This window comes from Nocardia sp. NPDC050412 (assembly GCF_044458825.1).
In the GTDB taxonomy this organism is placed as follows: Bacteria; Actinomycetota; Actinomycetes; order Mycobacteriales; family Mycobacteriaceae; genus Nocardia.
On record NZ_JBITIJ010000004.1, the window covers coordinates 73,454 to 91,448 of the forward strand.

Annotated in this window: 18 protein-coding genes; 4 read left to right on the top strand and 14 right to left on the bottom strand. The window is 66.5% G+C overall.

Going from position 1 to position 17,995, the window contains the following annotated elements:
* Positions 1-24: 24 nt before the first annotated feature.
* Positions 25-2,004: an RNase J family beta-CASP ribonuclease gene (locus ACIBI6_RS11820; protein WP_396956043.1), complete on the bottom strand. Its 1,980-nt coding sequence runs from the start codon at positions 2,002-2,004 to the stop codon at positions 25-27.
* Positions 2,005-2,071: 67 nt separating this feature from the next.
* On the bottom strand, positions 2,072-2,995 hold the full coding sequence (dapA, locus tag ACIBI6_RS11825) for a 4-hydroxy-tetrahydrodipicolinate synthase (RefSeq protein WP_364341489.1): 924 nt from the start codon (positions 2,993-2,995) through the stop codon (positions 2,072-2,074).
* A gap of 208 nt (positions 2,996-3,203) precedes the next feature.
* Between dapA and ACIBI6_RS11830 the strand changes: the two genes are divergently transcribed.
* Positions 3,204-3,653, top strand: coding sequence for a toxin-antitoxin system HicB family antitoxin (locus tag ACIBI6_RS11830; RefSeq protein ID WP_364341491.1), 450 nt, complete (start codon positions 3,204-3,206; stop codon positions 3,651-3,653).
* Positions 3,654-3,705: 52 nt separating this feature from the next.
* Here ACIBI6_RS11830 and ACIBI6_RS11835 read toward each other — a convergent pair whose 3' ends face one another.
* From ACIBI6_RS11835 to ACIBI6_RS11870, 8 genes are all read right to left on the bottom strand, one after another.
* Complete coding sequence (locus tag ACIBI6_RS11835) at positions 3,706-4,905, bottom strand: winged helix-turn-helix domain-containing protein (protein ID WP_396956044.1); 1,200 nt, start codon at positions 4,903-4,905, stop codon at positions 3,706-3,708.
* Positions 4,906-5,004: 99 nt separating this feature from the next.
* Complete coding sequence (locus ACIBI6_RS11840; protein ID WP_364341495.1) at positions 5,005-6,018, bottom strand: hypothetical protein; 1,014 nt, start codon at positions 6,016-6,018, stop codon at positions 5,005-5,007.
* Complete coding sequence (locus tag ACIBI6_RS11845) at positions 6,011-7,297, bottom strand: ATP-binding protein (RefSeq protein WP_396956045.1); 1,287 nt, start codon at positions 7,295-7,297, stop codon at positions 6,011-6,013. The genes ACIBI6_RS11840 and ACIBI6_RS11845 overlap by 8 nt, the downstream gene beginning before the upstream one ends.
* A 66-nt stretch (positions 7,298-7,363) precedes the next feature.
* Positions 7,364-8,047, bottom strand: coding sequence for a response regulator (locus tag ACIBI6_RS11850; protein ID WP_396956479.1), 684 nt, complete (start codon positions 8,045-8,047; stop codon positions 7,364-7,366).
* 119 nt (positions 8,048-8,166) lie between these two features.
* Positions 8,167-8,619, bottom strand: a complete 453-nt coding sequence (locus ACIBI6_RS11855; protein WP_364342006.1) for an NAD(P)H-dependent oxidoreductase — start codon at positions 8,617-8,619, stop codon at positions 8,167-8,169.
* A gap of 339 nt (positions 8,620-8,958) precedes the next feature.
* Positions 8,959-9,477 (bottom strand): hypothetical protein, encoded by a 519-nt coding sequence (locus ACIBI6_RS11860; RefSeq protein ID WP_396956046.1) that lies wholly within the window; start codon positions 9,475-9,477, stop codon positions 8,959-8,961.
* Positions 9,474-10,220, bottom strand: a complete 747-nt coding sequence (dapB, locus tag ACIBI6_RS11865) for a 4-hydroxy-tetrahydrodipicolinate reductase (RefSeq protein ID WP_364341499.1) — start codon at positions 10,218-10,220, stop codon at positions 9,474-9,476. Before dapB ends, ACIBI6_RS11860 begins: the two co-directional genes overlap by 4 nt.
* A gap of 91 nt (positions 10,221-10,311) precedes the next feature.
* A complete protein-coding gene (locus ACIBI6_RS11870; RefSeq protein ID WP_396956048.1) occupies positions 10,312-10,722 on the bottom strand; it encodes a MarR family winged helix-turn-helix transcriptional regulator in 411 nt (136 codons plus the stop codon).
* 59 nt (positions 10,723-10,781) lie between these two features.
* Here ACIBI6_RS11870 and ACIBI6_RS11875 point away from each other — a divergent pair, with 59 nt between their 5' ends.
* Positions 10,782-11,228, top strand: a complete 447-nt coding sequence (locus ACIBI6_RS11875; protein ID WP_396956049.1) for a MarR family winged helix-turn-helix transcriptional regulator — start codon at positions 10,782-10,784, stop codon at positions 11,226-11,228.
* Positions 11,229-11,461: 233 nt separating this feature from the next.
* Here ACIBI6_RS11875 and ACIBI6_RS11880 read toward each other — a convergent pair whose 3' ends face one another.
* Complete coding sequence (locus tag ACIBI6_RS11880; RefSeq protein WP_396956050.1) at positions 11,462-12,568, bottom strand: alcohol dehydrogenase catalytic domain-containing protein; 1,107 nt, start codon at positions 12,566-12,568, stop codon at positions 11,462-11,464.
* A gap of 198 nt (positions 12,569-12,766) precedes the next feature.
* Here ACIBI6_RS11880 and ACIBI6_RS11885 point away from each other — a divergent pair, with 198 nt between their 5' ends.
* Entirely contained in the window at positions 12,767-13,162 is a 396-nt protein-coding gene (locus tag ACIBI6_RS11885; RefSeq protein ID WP_364342010.1) for a VOC family protein, read from the top strand.
* Positions 13,163-13,251: 89 nt separating this feature from the next.
* Here ACIBI6_RS11885 and ACIBI6_RS11890 read toward each other — a convergent pair whose 3' ends face one another.
* Together ACIBI6_RS11890 and ACIBI6_RS11895 are read right to left on the bottom strand one after the other, a co-directional pair.
* Positions 13,252-14,652 carry a pentapeptide repeat-containing protein gene (locus ACIBI6_RS11890; protein ID WP_396956051.1) on the bottom strand — a complete coding sequence of 467 codons (1,401 nt, stop codon included), beginning with the start codon at positions 14,650-14,652 and terminating at the stop codon, positions 13,252-13,254.
* Between the two features lie 188 nt (positions 14,653-14,840).
* A complete protein-coding gene (locus ACIBI6_RS11895) occupies positions 14,841-16,076 on the bottom strand; it encodes an MFS transporter (protein ID WP_364342012.1) in 1,236 nt (411 codons plus the stop codon).
* Positions 16,077-16,155: 79 nt separating this feature from the next.
* Here ACIBI6_RS11895 and ACIBI6_RS11900 point away from each other — a divergent pair, with 79 nt between their 5' ends.
* Positions 16,156-16,485 (top strand): helix-turn-helix domain-containing protein, encoded by a 330-nt coding sequence (locus tag ACIBI6_RS11900; protein ID WP_364341509.1) that lies wholly within the window; start codon positions 16,156-16,158, stop codon positions 16,483-16,485.
* A 1-nt stretch (position 16,486) separates the two neighbouring features.
* Here ACIBI6_RS11900 and ACIBI6_RS11905 read toward each other — a convergent pair whose 3' ends face one another.
* The gene (locus tag ACIBI6_RS11905) at positions 16,487-17,986 is read right to left on the bottom strand and encodes a tetratricopeptide repeat protein (RefSeq protein ID WP_396956052.1); all 1,500 of its coding nucleotides are present in this window, start codon (positions 17,984-17,986) and stop codon (positions 16,487-16,489) included.
* Between the last annotated feature and the right edge of the window lie 9 nt (positions 17,987-17,995).

Genomic DNA, 17,995 nt, shown 5'->3' on the forward strand with positions numbered 1-17,995 from the left:
GCTTCCGGCGGCTTCGGGTAGGTGTCAGACGCCGATGACCGTCGGCACGATCATCGGACGGCGGCGGTAGGTCTCGGCCACCCAGCGGCCGACCACCCGCCGCACACTCTGTGCGATGCGGTGGGTTTCGGTAACGCCCTCACCGGCCAGCCGCAGCAGTTCGATCTCGACGAGTTCGGCGGCATCAACTAGTGCGGTCGGATCGTCGGAGAATCCGCGCCCACTCACCTCGGGCGTGCTCACCGCTTTACCCGTGGTCGAGTCGACCGCGAGGGTGATCGAGATGAACCCACCCTCACCGAGAACCAGGCGATCCGAGAGCGTCGATTCACCGACATCGCCGACCGAAAGTCCGTCGACGTAGACGTGTCCGACCGGCACGCGCCCGACGATCGAGGCGATCCCGTCGACCAGGTCCACCACGACGCCGTCCTCGGCGAGCACCACCCGTTCCTCGGCCACACCGGTCGCCACGGCCAGCGCGGCATTGGCGCGCAGATGCCGCCATTCGCCGTGCACCGGCATGGCGTTGGTGGGCCGCACCGCGTTGTACAGGTAGAGCAATTCACCAGCGGACGCGTGCCCGGAAACGTGCACCTTCGCGTTCTGCTGGGTGATGACCGTGGCGCCGAGTCGCGACAGACCGTTGACCACCGCGAATACCGAATTCTCGTTGCCCGGGATCAGCGAGGAGGCCAGCACCACCAGATCGTCGGCGCGAATATTGATCTGGCGGTGTTCACCGCGCGCCATCCGCGACAGCGCCGAAAGTGGTTCGCCCTGCGAGCCGGTCGAGATGAGGACCAGCCGATCGCCCGGCAGGGTGGCAGCGACATCGAGATCGACGACCACACCGTCGGGCACCGTCAGATAGCCCAATTCCTGCGCGATCTCCATATTGCGCACCATCGAGCGACCGACGAAACACACTCGGCGCCCGTACTTCTGCGCGACATCGACAACCTGCTGAATGCGATGCACATGGCTGGCGAACGACGCGACGATCACCCGATGCCTGGCCTTGCCGATCACCGTATCCAGTACGCCGCCGATTTCACGTTCCGGCGTGACGAAACCCGGCACCTCGGCATTGGTGGAGTCCACCAGGAACAGATCGACGCCCTCGTCACCGAGGCGGGAGAATCCGGCCAGGTCGGTGAGGCGACCGTCCAGGGGCAGCTGATCGAGTTTGATGTCGCCGGTGTGCAGCACGACGCCGGCGGGCGTGCGGATGGCAACGGCAACGGCGTCGGGAATCGAGTGGTTGACCGCGAAGTACTCGCAGCCGAACGGGCCGTGCGTGGTGTGCTGGCCCTCGATCACCTCGACGAGCTTGGGACGCTGCCGGTGCTCGCGGCATTTCGCGGCCACCAGGGCGAGAGTGAATTTCGAACCGATGACCGGGATATCGGCGCGCAGGCGCAGCAGGAACGGCACCGCGCCGATGTGATCCTCGTGGCCGTGGGTGAGCACGATGGCTTCGACATCGTCCATCCGGTCCTCGATGGGCCGGAAATCGGGCAGGATCAGGTCGACGCCGGGCTGCTGATCCTCCGGGAACAGCACGCCGCAGTCGACGATGAGCAGTTTGCCGCCGTATTCGAAAACGGTCATATTGCGACCGATTTCGCCGATGCCACCGAGGGCGAAGACGCGCAGACCGTTCTTGGGCAGCTTCGGCGGGGTACCCAGGCGGTCGGCTGCTGCCCGCTCGACGGGGGCTGGCGCAGGTTGCTCACCGCGTCCGCGTCCGCGCGGCTGACGGCCGCGCGCGGGTCTGCGGGGCTGCTCCGCCGGGGCCTTCGGCGCGGCCTCTTTCGCGGGGCTCTGCTGCGGCGCGGTCCGTCTGGGCGCGGTGTCGGACTGCGATAGGTCGCCGACATCGGATTGCGCTGCCTGCTCGGACCGTTCGATGCTGGCGGGTGGACGCTGCGCGGGGGGTTCGGGTGCGCCCGCGGGACGGCTCGCAGTCCGGCGGGGGCGGCGGCCTGCGGCTTCAGTCATGACTGCACCTCACTACTGGTCGGTTCGATCATGTCTGACAATGTGGTGATTCTGATTCGCTCACTCCTCATGAAAGCACCCCTGCCAGCCGGAGGTCGGCGGCGAGGACATCGAGTTGTTCATTGGTCGGCATCAATTGCGGCAGGCGCGGTTCACCGGCATCCACACCGAGCAGACGCAGCCCGCCCTTGCTCATCGCGACGCCGCCCAGTCGCGACATCGCGGCATTCAACGGCAGCAGGCCCGCATTGATCTCGCGGGCGCGCACCACGTCACCGGCGGTATAGGCGTCGAGCAGGGCACGCAGCCGCTCGGGCACGAGATGTCCGATGACACTGATGAATCCGGTCGCGCCGACCGACAGCCACGGCAGGTTCAGCGCATCGTCACCGGAGTAGAAATCCAGATCGGTATTCGCGATGAGATCCGCACCCGCGTTCAGATCGCCCTTGGCATCCTTGACCGCGACGATGCGCGGATGTTCGGCAAGTCTGCGAATGGTGTCGCTGGCAATGGGAACCACCGAGCGCGGCGGAATGTCGTAGAGGGTCACCGGCAGGTCGGTGGCGTCCGCGACGGCGGTGAAATGCGCGATCAGGCCGTCCTGGGTGGGCCGGGAGTAGTACGGCGTCACCACGAGCAGGCCGTGCGCGCCCGCACGCTGGGCATTGCGGGCGAGTTCGATCGAATGCGCGGTGTCATAGGTGCCCGCGCCCGCGATCACGGTGGCACGTGCGCCGACGGCATCGACAACGGCGCGCAGCAGATCCGCCTTCTCCGATTCGGTGGTGGTCGGCGATTCCCCGGTGGTACCGGAAATCGCCAGCAAATCGACGCCGCGGTCAACCAGGCGGGCGGCGAGCGCGACCCCGGCGTCGACATTGAGCTTGCCGTCGGCACCGAAGGGGGTCACCATCGCGACACCTACCGTGCCGGACGCACGCAGCTGTGTTGGATTTGCGGTGCTCGCCGGCCCTACGTGGTTACGCATGCTGCCGCCTCCAGGCCTGAGGCTCACACCGCGGTGTAGGCGTCGATTCACCGTTCGTCATGGTCAGAAAGGCTACCCGCTCCCGGGAACAGCCTCGACACCCTCATCGCCGAACGGGCTGCCACGGCCAGTGATTCACCTCCCAGTATCCGGCCATGATGTCAAATCCGTCCTTGAATGACGCCATGAATGGCGTCACACTGATGTCATGGATTTGAATAAATACACCGCCCGGCTACGCGAGGACCTGATCGCAGCCGCCGCACTCGGTGACGAAAAGACCCAGGCCACCGCCGCCGCTCTGGCGGCCGCAACCGAGAGTTCGGCGCGATTGGCGCTGCTCGCGGCGTTATCGGACCTCGCCGCGGAGGTCAGCACAGAGCTCGGCGACCGAACAGTTCACGTCTCGGTGAATGGCACCGACGCCACCGTGGACGTCCGCAAGAATCCGGCGACGGAAAGCGAGCATCCGACGATCGAGGAGATGACCGGCGATATCAGCCGAGTCACGCTCCGGATGGTCGAGCAATTGAAGGCCAAGGCGGAGGAAGCCGCCGCCGCCAGCGGAGTCTCGTTGAACTCCTGGCTCTCGAATGCCGTCAGCGGCGCAGTGCGCGATCAGATGCGCGGATACGGAGGCCCCAAGCGCGACGTTTGAAGGGACGCGACCTGCGCCGCAACGAGCACACATCCGAAAGGTAGCGAGAAGTTCACAGTAGCGGCGCTAGATCGCCGCGGTCGCCGATGACTACCTCGTCCAATTCGAGCCAGTCCGCCATCTCGCGGAGGGCATCCGTCAGTGCCGCAGCGGTTTCCGGCGTACGGTGCCCCGGCTCGGCGAACGCACCGGGCACCAGCAGCCGTCCGGACGCGCGTTCGACGCGCAGGTCGACGCGTCCCACGAGTTCTCCGTCCAGGAGGAACGGGAATACGTAGTACCCGTGCACCCGTTTGGGTTCCGGCGTGTAGATCTCGATCCGGTAGTGGAAGTCGAAGATCCGCTCGGTGCGTGTTCGGAAGAAGATGAGCGGATCGAACGGGCAGAGCAAGGCCGCACCCTCGATCCGGCGCGGGGTCGAGGCACCGGCGCGCAGGTAGGCGGGTTTACCCCAGCCCGACACCTCGACCGGTTCCAGTTCCCCGGCATCGACCAACTCCGCGATGGCCGGTTCGGTTTGGGAGCGGTGCAGGCGGTAGTAGTCGCGTAGGTCGGTCTCGGTTGCGACGCCGAGGGCGTTGCCCGCGCGCCGCACCAATTCCCGCACTGCCTCGGTCTCGGATACGTTGCGCGCCAAGATCTCCGGCGGGATCACTCGCTCGGCCAGGTCGTAATGACGGGTGAACCCGACTCGCTTGTCGACCGACAGCGCACCCGCCGCGAAGAGCGCCTCGCAGACCATCTTGGTATCGCTGAGATTCCACCACGACCCCTTCGGGCGCGGCTTGTCCAGCTCGAGGTGGCGTTCCACCTCACCGGCGGTAGCGGCGCCGACCTCGGTGATGACGTCGAGAATGTCCTTGCCGAGGGTAGGGTTGCGTTCGATCGCCCGGCGCATGCCGTTCCAGCGCCCGTGTTCGTATTTCCGCATCCGCCAGCGCATGAGCGGCCAGTCCTCGACCGGGATCAGCGCGGCCTCGTGCGCCCAGTATTCGACCAGTCGCCGCGGGCGTCGCACACCGTTGCTCCAGACGGCTTCGTCCAGCACGGTCCGGTCGTAACCGCCGATCCGGCTGAAGACCGGCGCGTAGTGCGCGCGCACCACCGCCGATACCGAATCCAGCTGCAGTAATTGGGTTCTGCCGAGCACGTCCAGGATCGTCCGCCGGGTCGGCGCGGCCGGTTTGCGCCGCCCGAAACCCTGCGCGGCCAGCGCCGTCCGACGCGCCGCGACCGCACTCATCGTCCGCATGATCACGACAATGCCATGGGGGTACGACAGATTCGGAGAGTCATCTGCCTGCCGGAGCGGGCGTGCACTTTGCTGACTTGCGCGCCACGGCCCGACAGGTTACGTCGAGACCGAGACCTCGCCCGCGGTGTCGATCTCGGTCCGCCGATCCCGGTCGGGTGCGTTCGCGAGAACTGTCGCCAGCACCCGTCGGCCCATCGGCAGTACCCGCACGGTCACCGAACCCGCATTGGCCGCATCCAATTCCCTGGTCGCCGATTCGATCACCTGCTGGCGCACCCATTTCGGCACACCGGCGAATCCGCCGTCGTCGAGTAGCACCACCTCGACCCCGCGCGAGCGCGCACCGCGGGCGGCGCTGCTCAACCCGTCGGTCACCAATTGTGGTGCGCGCAGACCGTCCCGGAGTTCGGCCTCCAGCAGCCTGCACTCTTCGCGTTCGCCCGCGGTGAGTTCAGCACCTTCGGCAATGCGTTCCAGAATCGGCCGGGCCACCTTGTCGAGCCGGGCCAGTTGCCGATCCCGCTCGCCGTTCTGCGCGGCCATGGTCGCCTCGGCGGCCGCGCGCATGGTCGCCTCCTCGCGCAGCAGCCGCAGCGAGCGCTGCATCGGCCGCATGACCGCCGCACCGATGGAGACCCCCGCCACCGTGGCGATCGGCACGACGGATCCGACCACCACCCGCAGACCGTTCGTCGCACCGACCACCGCGATCACCGCCGCGATGCCCGCGACACCGCACCACGCCACTCCCAATCGCCCGCGCACCACCAGTACCGCGAGTACATAGGACGACGCGAATGCGGTCCAGACCTGCTTGGACAGGCCGTGGTCGATACTCACGGTGGTCATCGCCGCCGCGATCGGCCCGGCCGCGGCAACCGCGATGGCAGCGGGCAGCGGCAGCGGATCGACCGGAATCACCAGGACCACCACTCCGGCACCGGCTACCAACACCAGCGCGGTCGCGGCCAGAAGCAGCGGGGACTCGGCGAAGTTGCGCACCATGTACAGCAGGATCGTGGCCTCGAAGATGACCAGGAAGAGCCAGGCCGAGCGGTCCCGCAGCCCGAGCAGATCGCGCAGGCCGAATTCGTTCTCGATCTCAGCCATCGCCACCCCAGACCAGGGTCACCGTGGTCCCCTCTCCCGGTTGGGATTCCACGAAGCCGGCGCCACCGGCCAGCTGACGCATCCGGCCGAGGATACTGACCGAGACGCCGAGCCGATCGGCGGGCACCCGGTCCAGATCGAATCCCGCGCCGTCATCGCGGAATACGACACGGATACCACCCGCACTGATCGTCACTGTGACGGTGCGCTGGACGGTACGGCCCGCAACGGTGGCGTGGCGCAGACTATTTCGCGCCGCCTCGGCCAGGGCGGCGGCGATGGTGCCCGCCGCATGCACGGGCAGGCGCAGGTCATCGAGTCCGGCCCAGCGGCGCGCGGTGAATCGGATGCCCGGATTCACCGCGTAGATCGCCGAGCGCAGGAAGCCGATCGCCGATTGCGCGTCCAGTCGGTCGGGTTCGGTATTGGTGCCGCGACATTCGTCGAGTTGTTCCAGCGTGCGTTCGGCCTGACTGCGCAGCACCGGCGATTCGGCACCAGCGCGCGAAGCGTCGAGCAGGGTCGACAGCACCGCGTCATGGATCAATGCGGCGAAGCGGGCGCGCTCACGATCCCGGGCCGCGGCACCGGCCACGGCGGCTGCGCGCCGGCTCGCGATCACCGATTCCCGGTCCACCCGCGCGGCCGCCGCGAGCGCGAAGATGCAGCACCACAGGAATAGTGCGCACAGGCCCGCGGCCCTGGCGAAATCGCCGATGAGGGACCAGATCGTCGTGCTGGGCACCGCATACCGGTTCCCCACTGCCGCAGTTGCCGCGGCGACCACGAGATAGCCGGTGGCCAGCGCCGGACGCCAGGCCAATACGGCCGCCAGCACGCCGAGCGCGAGCACCCGATACATCCACACCGAAGTGGTATCCGTCAATGGCACGGCATAGATGAACGGTATGGTCGCAAGCGCCGCAAGATAACTCACCGCGGCCGCCCCGGCCACCACGCGAATCGCCCTGCGGCCCATGGTGAACGAGACGACCACGAGCACCGGGAACCAGCCGAGCGCCACGCCGACCACCAGGCTCGCCCACGGACCGGAGACGAATTTGGCTTGGTCGGCAATATCGGGTAGCTCGACGATCGCGACGATCACACCGGCGATGCCGACGGCCAGACCCATGCGGCGCAGGATGCGATCCGAGGCCGCTTCGACAATCTTCTCCCTGGACACCGCGGTCCGCCCACGGCGCCATCGGCTCGCCCGAAACAGGTCGACGGAGCTCGCAGTGGTTGTAGAGGTGTCCAGCGCGCTGGACGCGGTCATACCTGCGCCTCGCTGGCGCTCGGCTTCGTTATGCCCGCGATTGCGGCTGTGGTCATTGTCGCTCGCTCATGCGCGCGGATGCCGCTCGGGAACCGGTAGCCACCCGTCCTCTACCGCCCGCTTGTAGAGGTCGGTTTTGGTGGGAGCCGGACGACCCGCATCGGCGTACTTCTGCCGGATGCGCCCCAGATAGTCGTTGACGGTCTGTTCGGACAGTCCCGTCAATCGCGCGACACGGGAGGCCTTCTCCCCGGAGGCGTAGAGGGTTAGCACCTCTTCCTGCCGCGGGCTCAGACCGACGTCGGACAGTTGCGGATCGCCGTCGATGGCGGCGGCCCAGTCGGTGGTCACCACCTGCTCACCCGATGCCGCGCGGCGCACCGCCGCGACCACCGTCGGCACATCCTCGGATTTGCGCACCACGCCGAGCACCCCGGCCTTCGCTGCCGCGCGCACCAGGAACGCGTTATCCGCGCCGGTGAATACGAGGACCTCGACGCCGCGGTTGCGCAGCGCGCGCACATTGTCTTCGGGCGAGGATCCGTCGGCCAGTCGCAAATCGAGAACGACCAGATCCAGCGGTGCGCTATTCGCCGCCGCCGCAAGCAATTCCGGCACGGTCCCCGCGGTCAGCACCAGATCCAGATCAGGTTCCGGCGCCAGCATCGCGGCAAGCCCGATCGCCACCGATTCGTGGTCTTCGACCAGCCCGATCCGACGCGGTGCTGTTTCGCCCCCTTCGGCCCACATCACCTCGACACTCCGTTCCCGAGCAAACTCGTCCACATCCCCTCCGCTACAACGTCACCTCGTAGTATGCCCGGATCCGCCGTATACCAGTCAGACACCAAAATTCGGGGGACGGCGCACTATCCCATGAGCTGCGCCGCGACAGTCGCGCCGAGTTCCCAGCACTGCTGGATCTCCGCTTTACCTGGCGCTCCCATCACGATGACCGGCGCGGCAACCTGCTCCCAGCCGAGTCCGGTGGTCACGCTTCGCACACCACGCTCGGCCCCCTCGGTGCCCTCATTGCCGTGCAGATAGAAGCCGAACGGCCGACCGCGCGTCGAGTCGAGGCACGGGTAATAGAACGTGTCGAACGCGTGCTTGAGCGCACCGGACATATAGCCGAGATTCGCCGGGCTACCGAGCAGATAACCATCAGCTGATAGCACATCGCTCGCGGTAACCGCCAGAGCCGCCCTCCGCTCGACCTGCACACCTTCGATCTCCGGATCCGTCGCCCCCGAGACAACCGCCTCGAACATGGCCTGCATATGCGGTGACGGAGTGTGATGAATGATCAGCAGCCGAGGCACATCGAGCAGCGTACTGCCGCCCACGAACTCGAGCGGATCTAAGGGGCCCCGGCTATTGACTAGCGACAAAATAGGAGGAAAATAAAGGTTTACACCAGAAAACCGGAAAGTACCGAAGATGTCGACGGAGACGTCCAAAGACATCGGAGGGATTTCAAGGATCTGGCCAGGCCCCCGGCAAGCCAGTCGAATATCGGAGTTGTCAGCGACGACTGAGACTCATGGATTCGATGGAGACTACCGGGGACTGTTCTGTATTGGGGGTCTTTTGCTCCGGCTGTTCTCGGAGGGGCTGTTCCCCGAGGACAGTATCGGGTGCCCGCAGTGAGGGCGAGGGGGTTAGGGGTTTGGGTCTAGTTTTTCCAGGGCTACTGCGCGGCGCATGGTTTCGCGAGCTCGGGTGCGGTCGCCGGCGTAGTCGTAGGCGCGGGCTAGGCGGTAGGAGACGCGCCAGTTGTCTGGATCCGCCTCCCATTCCTGTTTGACCTTGTTGAAGAGTTCGTCTGCGGCGGCGCGTTCGACGCGGCCGGAGGGACGGCGGGGGAGGTTCGAGGTGTCGAGTTCCAGGCCCTCGTTGTGGATGCGGCGGGCAAGGTGTTGGTGGGCCAGCGCGGCACGGAGGGTGGCTACGACGATCCAGACGCCGAGCAGCGGCAGGATGAGGACGCCGATGCCGATGACGACGGCGGCGAGGTCACCGGAACCTATGAGGCTGAGTGCGATGCGGCCGAGCAGCAGGAAGTAGAAGCCGAGCACCACGACCAGGGCCGCGATGAATGCGACGACCTTGCGGACGTCGCTGCCGGGTGCCTCGGTGTCCGAGCCCTGGTCTTCGGGCTGGACCGGTTCCTTTGTCACAGATCCAGGAACGGGTCGAGCCCGACGGTCAGGCCGGGGCGGTTCGCGATCTCGCGGACGCCGAGCAGTACACCGGGGGCGAAGGAGGAGCGGTCGATGGAATCGTGCCGAATGGTGAGGGTTTCACCCTGGGTGCCGAAGAGCACCTCCTGATGTGCGACGAGTCCGGCCAGGCGCACCGAATGCACCCGCACGCCGTCGACATCGGCGCCGCGGGCGCCCTCGAGTTCCTGGGTGGTGGCATCGGGGCTGCGGCCGACTCCGGCCTTGTCCCGCGCGGCGGCGATCAGCCCCGCGGTGCGATATGCGGTGCCCGAGGGCGCATCGACCTTGTTCGGATGATGCAGCTCGATGACCTCGACAGAATCGAAAAACCGCGCCGCCTGCTCGGCGAATCGCATGGACAGCACCGCGCCGATCGCGAAGTTCGGAGCAATCAGCACGCCGGTCTCCGGCCGGCCGGCCAACCAACCGCGCACCTCGTCCAGGCGGGCCTCATCGAATCCGGTGGTCCCGACGACAGCGTGAATTCCGCGCTCCACCAGGAACTTCAGATTCCCCATCACCACATCGGGATTGGTGAAGTCGACGACCACCTGGGTGCCCGACTCGGTGAACGACTCGAGCGAATCGTCCTTGTCGACGGTCGCGACCAACTCCAGATCGTCGGCCGCCCGCACCGCCGCACAGATCGCCTGACCGACTTTCCCCCGCGCACCGAGCACTCCGACCCGAATGGTCACCGCACCTCCTAATTCCACCAACGACTCCGCCAGCCTATCGACCCCGCTCCCCTCCCGGTCCGCTGACCTCTGGTGATCGGCGACACGCAGCTCACCCGCCGGCCATGTTCTCGGCCATCTTCTCCAGCAGGCGAACGGTCGCTACGTACTGGTCGTCGGTGATTCCGTCGAGCATGGCGCGACGGCGCTTGCCGATCAGGGCGTAGGCCTGGTGGTGGGAGATGCGGCCCGGCTCGGTGAGGGCGAGGGTCCCCGAATCGTCGGTGATGTCGCCGCGATCCACCAGTTGCGCGAGTTGGACGCCCCACTCCGAAGGGTCGTTCCAGAACGGGGCGAGGCCGTCGCGCACATCGGTGGCCGAGCGGGGGCCTTCGGCGAGTGAGTTGAGGATCTGCCAGTGGCGGCGAGTCAGACCGGACGCGGCCAGATCGTCCTCGAAGCGGGCGTCGATCCGGCGGTCGAGTTCCTTGAGCCAGTAGCCGATCGGACGCTGTGCTGCCATCATTCCTCCAAAGCATGTAAAATTACAACTACATGTAATATGACATGAAAGTAGGCCGGATGGAAGAGCACGATTCGGTCACCGCGGCCGTCGAGACAGCGATGGTGCGGATTCGGCGGCGGCAGACCCGCGGGGCACTGGGCAAGGATTCGCCGGTGCCGATCGCGGTGTTCCGAGTGCTGGACGCGGTGGCCGGTGCGAATGCGGACACCGTCGGGACCCTGGGCCCGGCCTTGGGCGTCGATCAGCCACGCGCGAGTCGCCTTGTCGCCCAGGCAGTTTCATCCGGCCACCTGGAGCGGGTGGCGGATCAGCAGGACGGCAGGCGAGCCGTCCTGCGACTGACCCCCGCCGGACGCGCCGTCGTCACCGCAGCGCGCGACGGCCGCCGCAGCGCGATGGCGGCCGCCATGGCGGACTGGACCGACCGTGAGCGCACCGAATTCGCCCGCCTGCTCGGACGATTCGTCGACGCCCTCGACGAACGCCCTGGAACGGGTACCTGAGAGCGGCCGCCGCGGATGACCAGACCGGCGGCGCGCGGTAGGCGGCCCGCGATGACAGATCCCCTCACACATGGGTCGTCCGAGGCTGGCGAGGGAACGCTCGGCGACGGTGTCCTGAGCGAGCCAGACCTGCCCGGTCCCACCGCTGCCGACTTCCGCGATGTCCTGCGACCGCGCCGGAGCAGCGTCACGCGAGCACACGCGACAACCGCGCAGGCCGGAGAACCGCCGCGCTAATCGAACACAATGACCTGCCGCAGCGCATGCCCGGCAGCGAGTTCGTCCATGGCGCGGTTGACTTCGTCCAATCCGACGTGCGAGGAAACCAGCTTCTCGACAGGCAACCGACCCTCGCGCCACATGCGAACGTACTCCGGGATATCGCGGGAGGGCACCGCCGAACCGAGGTAGCTGCCGATGATAGTGCGGCCTTGCGCGACCAACGCGAGGGGCGAAATGCTCGCGCGGGCATCGGGGGCAGGCAGTCCGACGGTGACGGTCGCACCGCCGGGACCTGTTGCGGCAACAGCGGTTTCGAAGGCGCGGACATTGCCCGCGGCCTCGACCACGACATCCGCCTGGATGCCCTGGTCCGCGAGTTCGGTCGGTGTATACGCGGCGCTCGCGCCGAGTTCCTTTGCGAGAGCAAGCTTTTCCGGCACGGTATCGACGGCGATCACCTCATGCGCACCGAGCGACACCGCGACGAGCACCGCCGCCATGCCGACGCCGCCGAGCCCAACCACCATGATCCGATCTGCCACACCGGGTTTCGCGGAGTTGAGCAGCGCACCACCACCGGTGAGCACCGCGCAGCCCAGTACCGCCGCAACCTCCGGCGGCACATCGGCATCGACCGGAACCACCGATCGGCGATCGACGACGGCGTACGTCGCGAAGGCGGACACGCCGAGGTGATGGTGCACCTCCGCGCCCTCACGGTGTAGCCGCCGCCCACCGTTCAATAGCTCACCCGCATTATTGGAAACACTGCCCGGCCCACACGGCGTGCGGCCGTCACTGGCACAGCCCGCACACTCCCCACAGCGCGGCAGAAAGGTCATCACCACGCGCTGTCCCACCGCGAGATCACTGCCACCGGGACCGATCGCTTCGACGATGCCCGCGGCCTCGTGGCCGAGCAGCATCGGCACCGGTCGCACCCGGTTTCCGTCCACCACCGACAGGTCGGAATGACACAGCCCGGCGGCCTCGATCCGCACCAGCAGCTCACCCGGACCCGGCTCCCCCAGATCCAGCTCACAGACGGTGATCGGCGCCGACTCGGCGAACGGCGTGGGCGCTGCGATCCGCTCCAGGACCGCCCCTCGAATCTTCATTCCACGACGCTACCGCGCAGCGTCACAGACAGAGAAGCGGGTCACAGCCGGACACGCGGTCGAGGAAACATGGTGCCGATCACTCAGGGTGGCACGGTGGGTAGTGATTCGCTAACCTCGACGCCCGTGACGGTGCTCCCGTAGGCCGCCTTGTACCGAGCCCGGGGTCGGGACCGTCACGACACAAGGAGAAATCCCCTGTCAGTACAGTTCAATCACACCATTGTCGGATGTCGCGACAATCGGGTGTCCGCCGAATTCTGGTCGGACATCCTGGGTTTGGAACTAGGAAAAGAGTGGGGCCCGTTCATCCCACTTCCCACGGGTAATGGAGTCACCTTCGACTTCGCGAACGTGCCGGAACACATCTCCGAAATCCAGCCCCAGCATTACGCATTCCTGATCTCCGAGGCCGAGTTCGATGCGGCTTACGCCAAGATCCAGCGCTACAAACTGGAGCACTGGGCCGACCCGCGCCAACAGGGCGTCAACGAGATCAACCACAATGATGGCGGTCGCGGCGTCTACTTCGTCGACCCCAACGGCCACTTCTTGGAGCTGATCACCGTACCGTACGGCGGTTGGCCGACGTAGTGCACACCGTCGGGGCAGCCGCCAACCGCAGCTGCCCCGACGGTTGGTTCGTGAACCCCACTGGCCTGTTCGCGCGGGTCGGCTGAGCGTCACACCGCGGCGGTCGGCGGCCAGGGATTGGGTTTGACGCTGCTCGGTTTGCGGGTCGGCGCGTCATCCCAATCGAAGTGGTTGCCCACCCAGGCCTTCGGGCGATCGAAGTGGATTTCCTGGGCGGCGAAACGGGTGCCGATAAAGGAGATGTCGCCGAAGAAGTCGCCTTCGGTGAAATCGACTATGCGCCCGCCGAGCACTGTCCGCAGGAACCTGACGCCACCGTGGAACTCGGCCCGCGCGAAGTCCGTTTCGCGGGTGCCTCTGTTTCGTAGTCGATTCGACGCACCTACTCTGGCCTCGTCGAAGGCCGTGAGCGTGGCGTAGAACTGCGCGCCTCTGAATGTGACACGGGCACTCACGAATTCGGCGCGATCGAAGGCGATGTGGTCACCATCGAAGGCGGCACGCTCGAACGAGGTCAGCTCCGCCCGGAACTTCGCGTCCTGGAACGAGGTTCGCGTGCCGAGGAAGCGGGCGCCGCTGCAGTTGGTGCGCGGGCCTTGGAAGCAAGCGCTCTCGAACGACACCGAACCTTCGAATGTGACATCGGCGAAGGTGGTGCCGTTACCTGCCTGTTCGCGCTTTTCGATGCGGCTGGTATCGAACTTCGCGTGGTCGAACAGCGCAGGGCCGTCCCGGAACGTCGCACCGCGGAAGGTGACATGGTGGCCGTCGAAACGCACGCGTTCGAACGTCGTCGGCCCGATGAAGGTCGCCCCGGCGAACGACGTATGCCGCCCCGAGAACACCGCGTCCCGGAAATCGACTCTCTCCAGCACCGCGCCGTTGAAGGTCAGGTTGCACGCCGACCACAGGATGTCCGCAGACGGTCTCAGGTGTTGGGCGATCACGCGGACGATGGCGCGACGCACCTCCCGATCGTTCTGCCGGAACTGGTAGACCCGCTCGACCTTGATCCCGGCTTCGTCCGCCGATTCGGCCCGCGAGACAAGATGATTCGCGCCATCGACCGGTTCGTACGGCAGCTGCAGATATCCGCACAGCACATCTATGCACTGCTGTCTTCGACTCCGCGCGGAAAACTCATCGGCCACCCCCGCCATCGCATAAACCCCGGCGATCCGCACCGCCACATCGGCATCCCCCAACTGCCGCGCCGCCGCTCCGAACAACTCCGCGAACCGCCCCCGCTCCAGATCCCGCTGCCGCCGGTATGCCACCACCAATGCGACCGCGCCACCAACACCAGCCGCCACCGATAGCGCGATCTTGGTGAGATCCAACTGATTCGGGGTCTCGGACTTCGCACCCAGCAGCCACCACAACAACCACCAGGTCAGCCCGGCAATCACCAATCCACCGACAACCGCACCCAACACCGCGAGCAACAGTGCCGCGCGGTGTAGTCGGTCGCCCAACCGCCCCCATCGCATCACCGCATGGTAGCCGGATCGTCGCTCACCGACTACCCGGCCAGATCAGCTACTCTGCGCCCCTTACCTTTTCGAATGCATTCTTGGTGCGCGGCTGGCTGACCGATCCGGCGGTCACGGCAGATCGGTCACGCGCGGCCTGGGATCAGCTGTTGGTCGAACCGGCCAGACGAGTAGCGCCGAATCGGCTACCCCTGCGCTCCTTGCGTTTTCGCTTCCTGATTCCGACGCAACCCCAACCCCGCCGCGACCAGGCACGCGAACGCGACCGCACCGACGAACCACGGGAACACCTCGCTCAGCCCCCATTCGGTGGCCGCCCATCCGGCGAGAATGGTCGGCAACGCCATGGCCGAATAAGCGAGCAGGTAGTACGCCGACATGGTCTCGCCGCGCTTGTGTTGCGGCACAACCTCGGACAGATGCCGCAGCGAACCACCGAACCCGAGTCCGAAGGTCGCGCCGAGCAACACTCCGGCCAGCAGCACCACGACCCAGTTGCCGGTGTGCAATGCGGGCACCGTGAGCACCAGTGCCACCGCCATGCCGGTGTCGCCGCCGATTGCCGCGCGCCGCGCCGGAATTCCGGTCGCGAACAGCTGAGCCGTGGCACCGGCGATGGCGGTCGACGCGACGACCGCGCCACCGAAGACCAGATTGTGGATGCCGGTCTCAGCCGAGGCGAGCGACGGATACAGCGACAGCAGCACACCGAGCACCGACCAAGCCGCCATCACGCCCAGCGCCGAGAACCAGAAGTCACCGCGAATCTCCTGCGGCACAGCCGGCTTCGCGATCGTGATGCGCCCGGCGATGCGAGCGGTATGCGGTTCCCGCAACGCGATGACACCGACGCCGATGAGCAGGCACACCACCGTGATGACGACGTACGGCATGCGCAGCGGATGCGGTGCGTACTGCGCCAGCAATGCCGAACCCAGAATCGCCACGGCCATACCGACATTGAAGGCGACGCCGCTGAGCTGACCGGACCGCGCACCGTGCTTCGGCCGCAGATCCAGCAGCGCGGCGGCACCGGCCACGACCGTCGAGCCGACCGCCAATCCGTGCAGCGCCCGCGCCACCAGCAACATCGCGACATTGTCGGCCAACAGGAACACCACAAGCCCGATGATCATGGTGACGATCGCGCCGAGCAGCACCGGCTTGCGACCGACCACATCGGAGATTCGCCCCGAGACCAGCACCGCGGCCAACGCCGCCAATGCGTACACCGCGAAGACGAAGGTCGTCGTCAGCGGCGTGAAATGCCATTCCTTCTGGTACATGCCATACAGCGGCGCGGGTACACCGGACACGCCGAGCGCCACCCCGCTCGCCGCCAATATCAGCGCGTATGCCCAACGCTGTGAGGTCTGCTGGTCGGCCGCCACCGTCATTGTCGCTGTCATCGGAACCCCGATCAGGTAAGTTTGATGATGATCGAACTTCAATAGACGATACAGCCGGTACGATAGCCATCAAACCACTGTGAGGTAGATCATGACCGAAACCAAGGAATCGGCCACCGAGACGGCGCCGGTCGCCTCGTTACCCGCCGTGCTCGGCGCATTGCAGGATCCGGTACGGCTGGAAATGGTGCGACGGCTGAGCAATGCGGGCACCGCCGTGCGCTGCGGTGCGCTCTACGAGGTGATCAACAAGTCGACCGCCACCCACCACTTCAAGATTCTGCGCGAAGCCGGTGTCATCGAGCGATTGATTATCGACGGGCAGACCTGCCAGCGCCTGCGCTCCGAGGATCTCGACCATGCCCTGCCCGGCCTGCTGCCCTCGATCGTCGAGGCGGCGAACCGCGCCCACAGCGACTGAGCTAACCCGTGGGTGTCGGCAGCACCGGCGGCGTGAAATGGAACGTCGGAAGGGGCGGCGGTGTGAAGTGGAAGGTTGGCGCGGGCGACGGTGATTTCGGGGCGGTCGGCACCGAAGTCCGCTCATCGCTGTGGAAAATCTGCGTCGCGGTCTGCTGCAAACCCCACCCGATCGCGAGCGCCGTCAATACCGCGACCAACAACACGCCCCCGACGTACGCGTCGAACATCCGCCACCGGTACTCCAGCGCCTGCACCAGCAGAATCTCGAGCAGCAACGTCACAACCACAATGCCGACGATCGCGACGAATACCCCGAACGCCGCGGGCTGACGAGCCCAATGCCGCAGCGCGGCAAGCATTCCCACGAGTAGCAGCCCGCCACCGATCACGATGATCACGCTCAGCAGCGCGAATTCCTCCCCGGCACCGCGATCCGACTCGCCGTCGCGCCGCACGACCCACGCGCCGAACAGCAGCAGATGCGCCAGCGCGGCACCCACGACCCCCACCAGCACAACGATGTACCCGCCACGCACCTCCTCGGCCGACCAATCCGATCGCAATACCAGCGCACCGATATCCGTGACGAAACTCGACAGCAGCCCGATCACCAACGCCAGCAACGCTTCCGGACGACGCAGCAGCCGCTTGCGCATATATTCTCGCGGCAATTGGCGACCCAGCTTCCGGAACACGCCGAACCACGCACCGAGCACACCCACGAAAAGCACGGGTGTCAGGACACGCATACCACCGGTGGGAATCCACATCGATAGGGAAACCACGGCCGCCGCGAAGAACCACACCCAAGCGGCCAGTCTTATCAGCGCTCGCCACATGATTTCGGCGAGCAGCCGACGTGCGCCCGCATTGCCCGGATTCGACCCGAGCAGCCCACGCAGCGTCGCGACGGCCTTATCCCTGGTCGCGATGTTCTCGAAGTCCAGCCGCGCCCGGGTCTGCAGCAGTTCGGCATGTACCGGATCCTCGGCGAGACCGGCCTCGACGTGGCGGCGCGCCGCATCCGAATCATGCAGTCGCCGATAAGTTTCCGCCGCATGGGCGTGTGTACCCGCATGCGCGGGGGCGAGTTGCGTTGCCCGTTCGAGAGCGTCGCGGGCTTCGGCTCGCGGTTTATCGGAGGTCGCCGCATTGGCGATGACCCGAGCCAGCACCAGCAGGGCGGCAACATTGTCCGGCGCCAACCGGGTCGCCATGCGGGCGTGCCGTTGCGCTTCCTCACGCATGGTGTAGGCATCATAGGCCAGGGCCGCGGTCAGATACGCGTCGAAGCGCGCTGGATCGGCGGCGATAGCCGCGGTCGCATAGCGCAGCGCCTCGTCGGTCTGATCGAGCCGATAGGCGATGTCGGCCATGCGTTCCAGCAGCATCGGGTCGTCGGGTTGGACCACCAAGGCCGCACCGATGATCCGGCGCGCTTCGTCCAGCCGTCCGAGGTCGGCCGCCACCTGGGCGCGACCGAGCGCCGATCCCGTCATGTCCACCCC

Coding starts and splice junctions, on each gene's coding strand:
- ACIBI6_RS11820 (WP_396956043.1), bottom strand. CDS start 2,004: ATGACTGAAGCCGCAGGCCGCCGCCCCCGCCGGACTGCGAGCCGTCCC.
- dapA (WP_364341489.1), bottom strand. CDS start 2,995: ATGCGTAACCACGTAGGGCCGGCGAGCACCGCAAATCCAACACAGCTG.
- ACIBI6_RS11830 (WP_364341491.1), top strand. CDS start 3,204: ATGGATTTGAATAAATACACCGCCCGGCTACGCGAGGACCTGATCGCA.
- ACIBI6_RS11835 (WP_396956044.1), bottom strand. CDS start 4,905: ATGCGGACGATGAGTGCGGTCGCGGCGCGTCGGACGGCGCTGGCCGCG.
- ACIBI6_RS11840 (WP_364341495.1), bottom strand. CDS start 6,018: ATGGCTGAGATCGAGAACGAATTCGGCCTGCGCGATCTGCTCGGGCTG.
- ACIBI6_RS11845 (WP_396956045.1), bottom strand. CDS start 7,297: ATGACCGCGTCCAGCGCGCTGGACACCTCTACAACCACTGCGAGCTCC.
- ACIBI6_RS11850 (WP_396956479.1), bottom strand. CDS start 8,047: ATGTGGGCCGAAGGGGGCGAAACAGCACCGCGTCGGATCGGGCTGGTC.
- ACIBI6_RS11870 (WP_396956048.1), bottom strand. CDS start 10,722: ATGGCAGCACAGCGTCCGATCGGCTACTGGCTCAAGGAACTCGACCGC.
- ACIBI6_RS11875 (WP_396956049.1), top strand. CDS start 10,782: ATGGAAGAGCACGATTCGGTCACCGCGGCCGTCGAGACAGCGATGGTG.
- ACIBI6_RS11880 (WP_396956050.1), bottom strand. CDS start 12,568: ATGAAGATTCGAGGGGCGGTCCTGGAGCGGATCGCAGCGCCCACGCCG.
- ACIBI6_RS11890 (WP_396956051.1), bottom strand. CDS start 14,652: ATGCGATGGGGGCGGTTGGGCGACCGACTACACCGCGCGGCACTGTTG.
- ACIBI6_RS11900 (WP_364341509.1), top strand. CDS start 16,156: ATGACCGAAACCAAGGAATCGGCCACCGAGACGGCGCCGGTCGCCTCG.
- ACIBI6_RS11905 (WP_396956052.1), bottom strand. CDS start 17,986: ATGACGGGATCGGCGCTCGGTCGCGCCCAGGTGGCGGCCGACCTCGGA.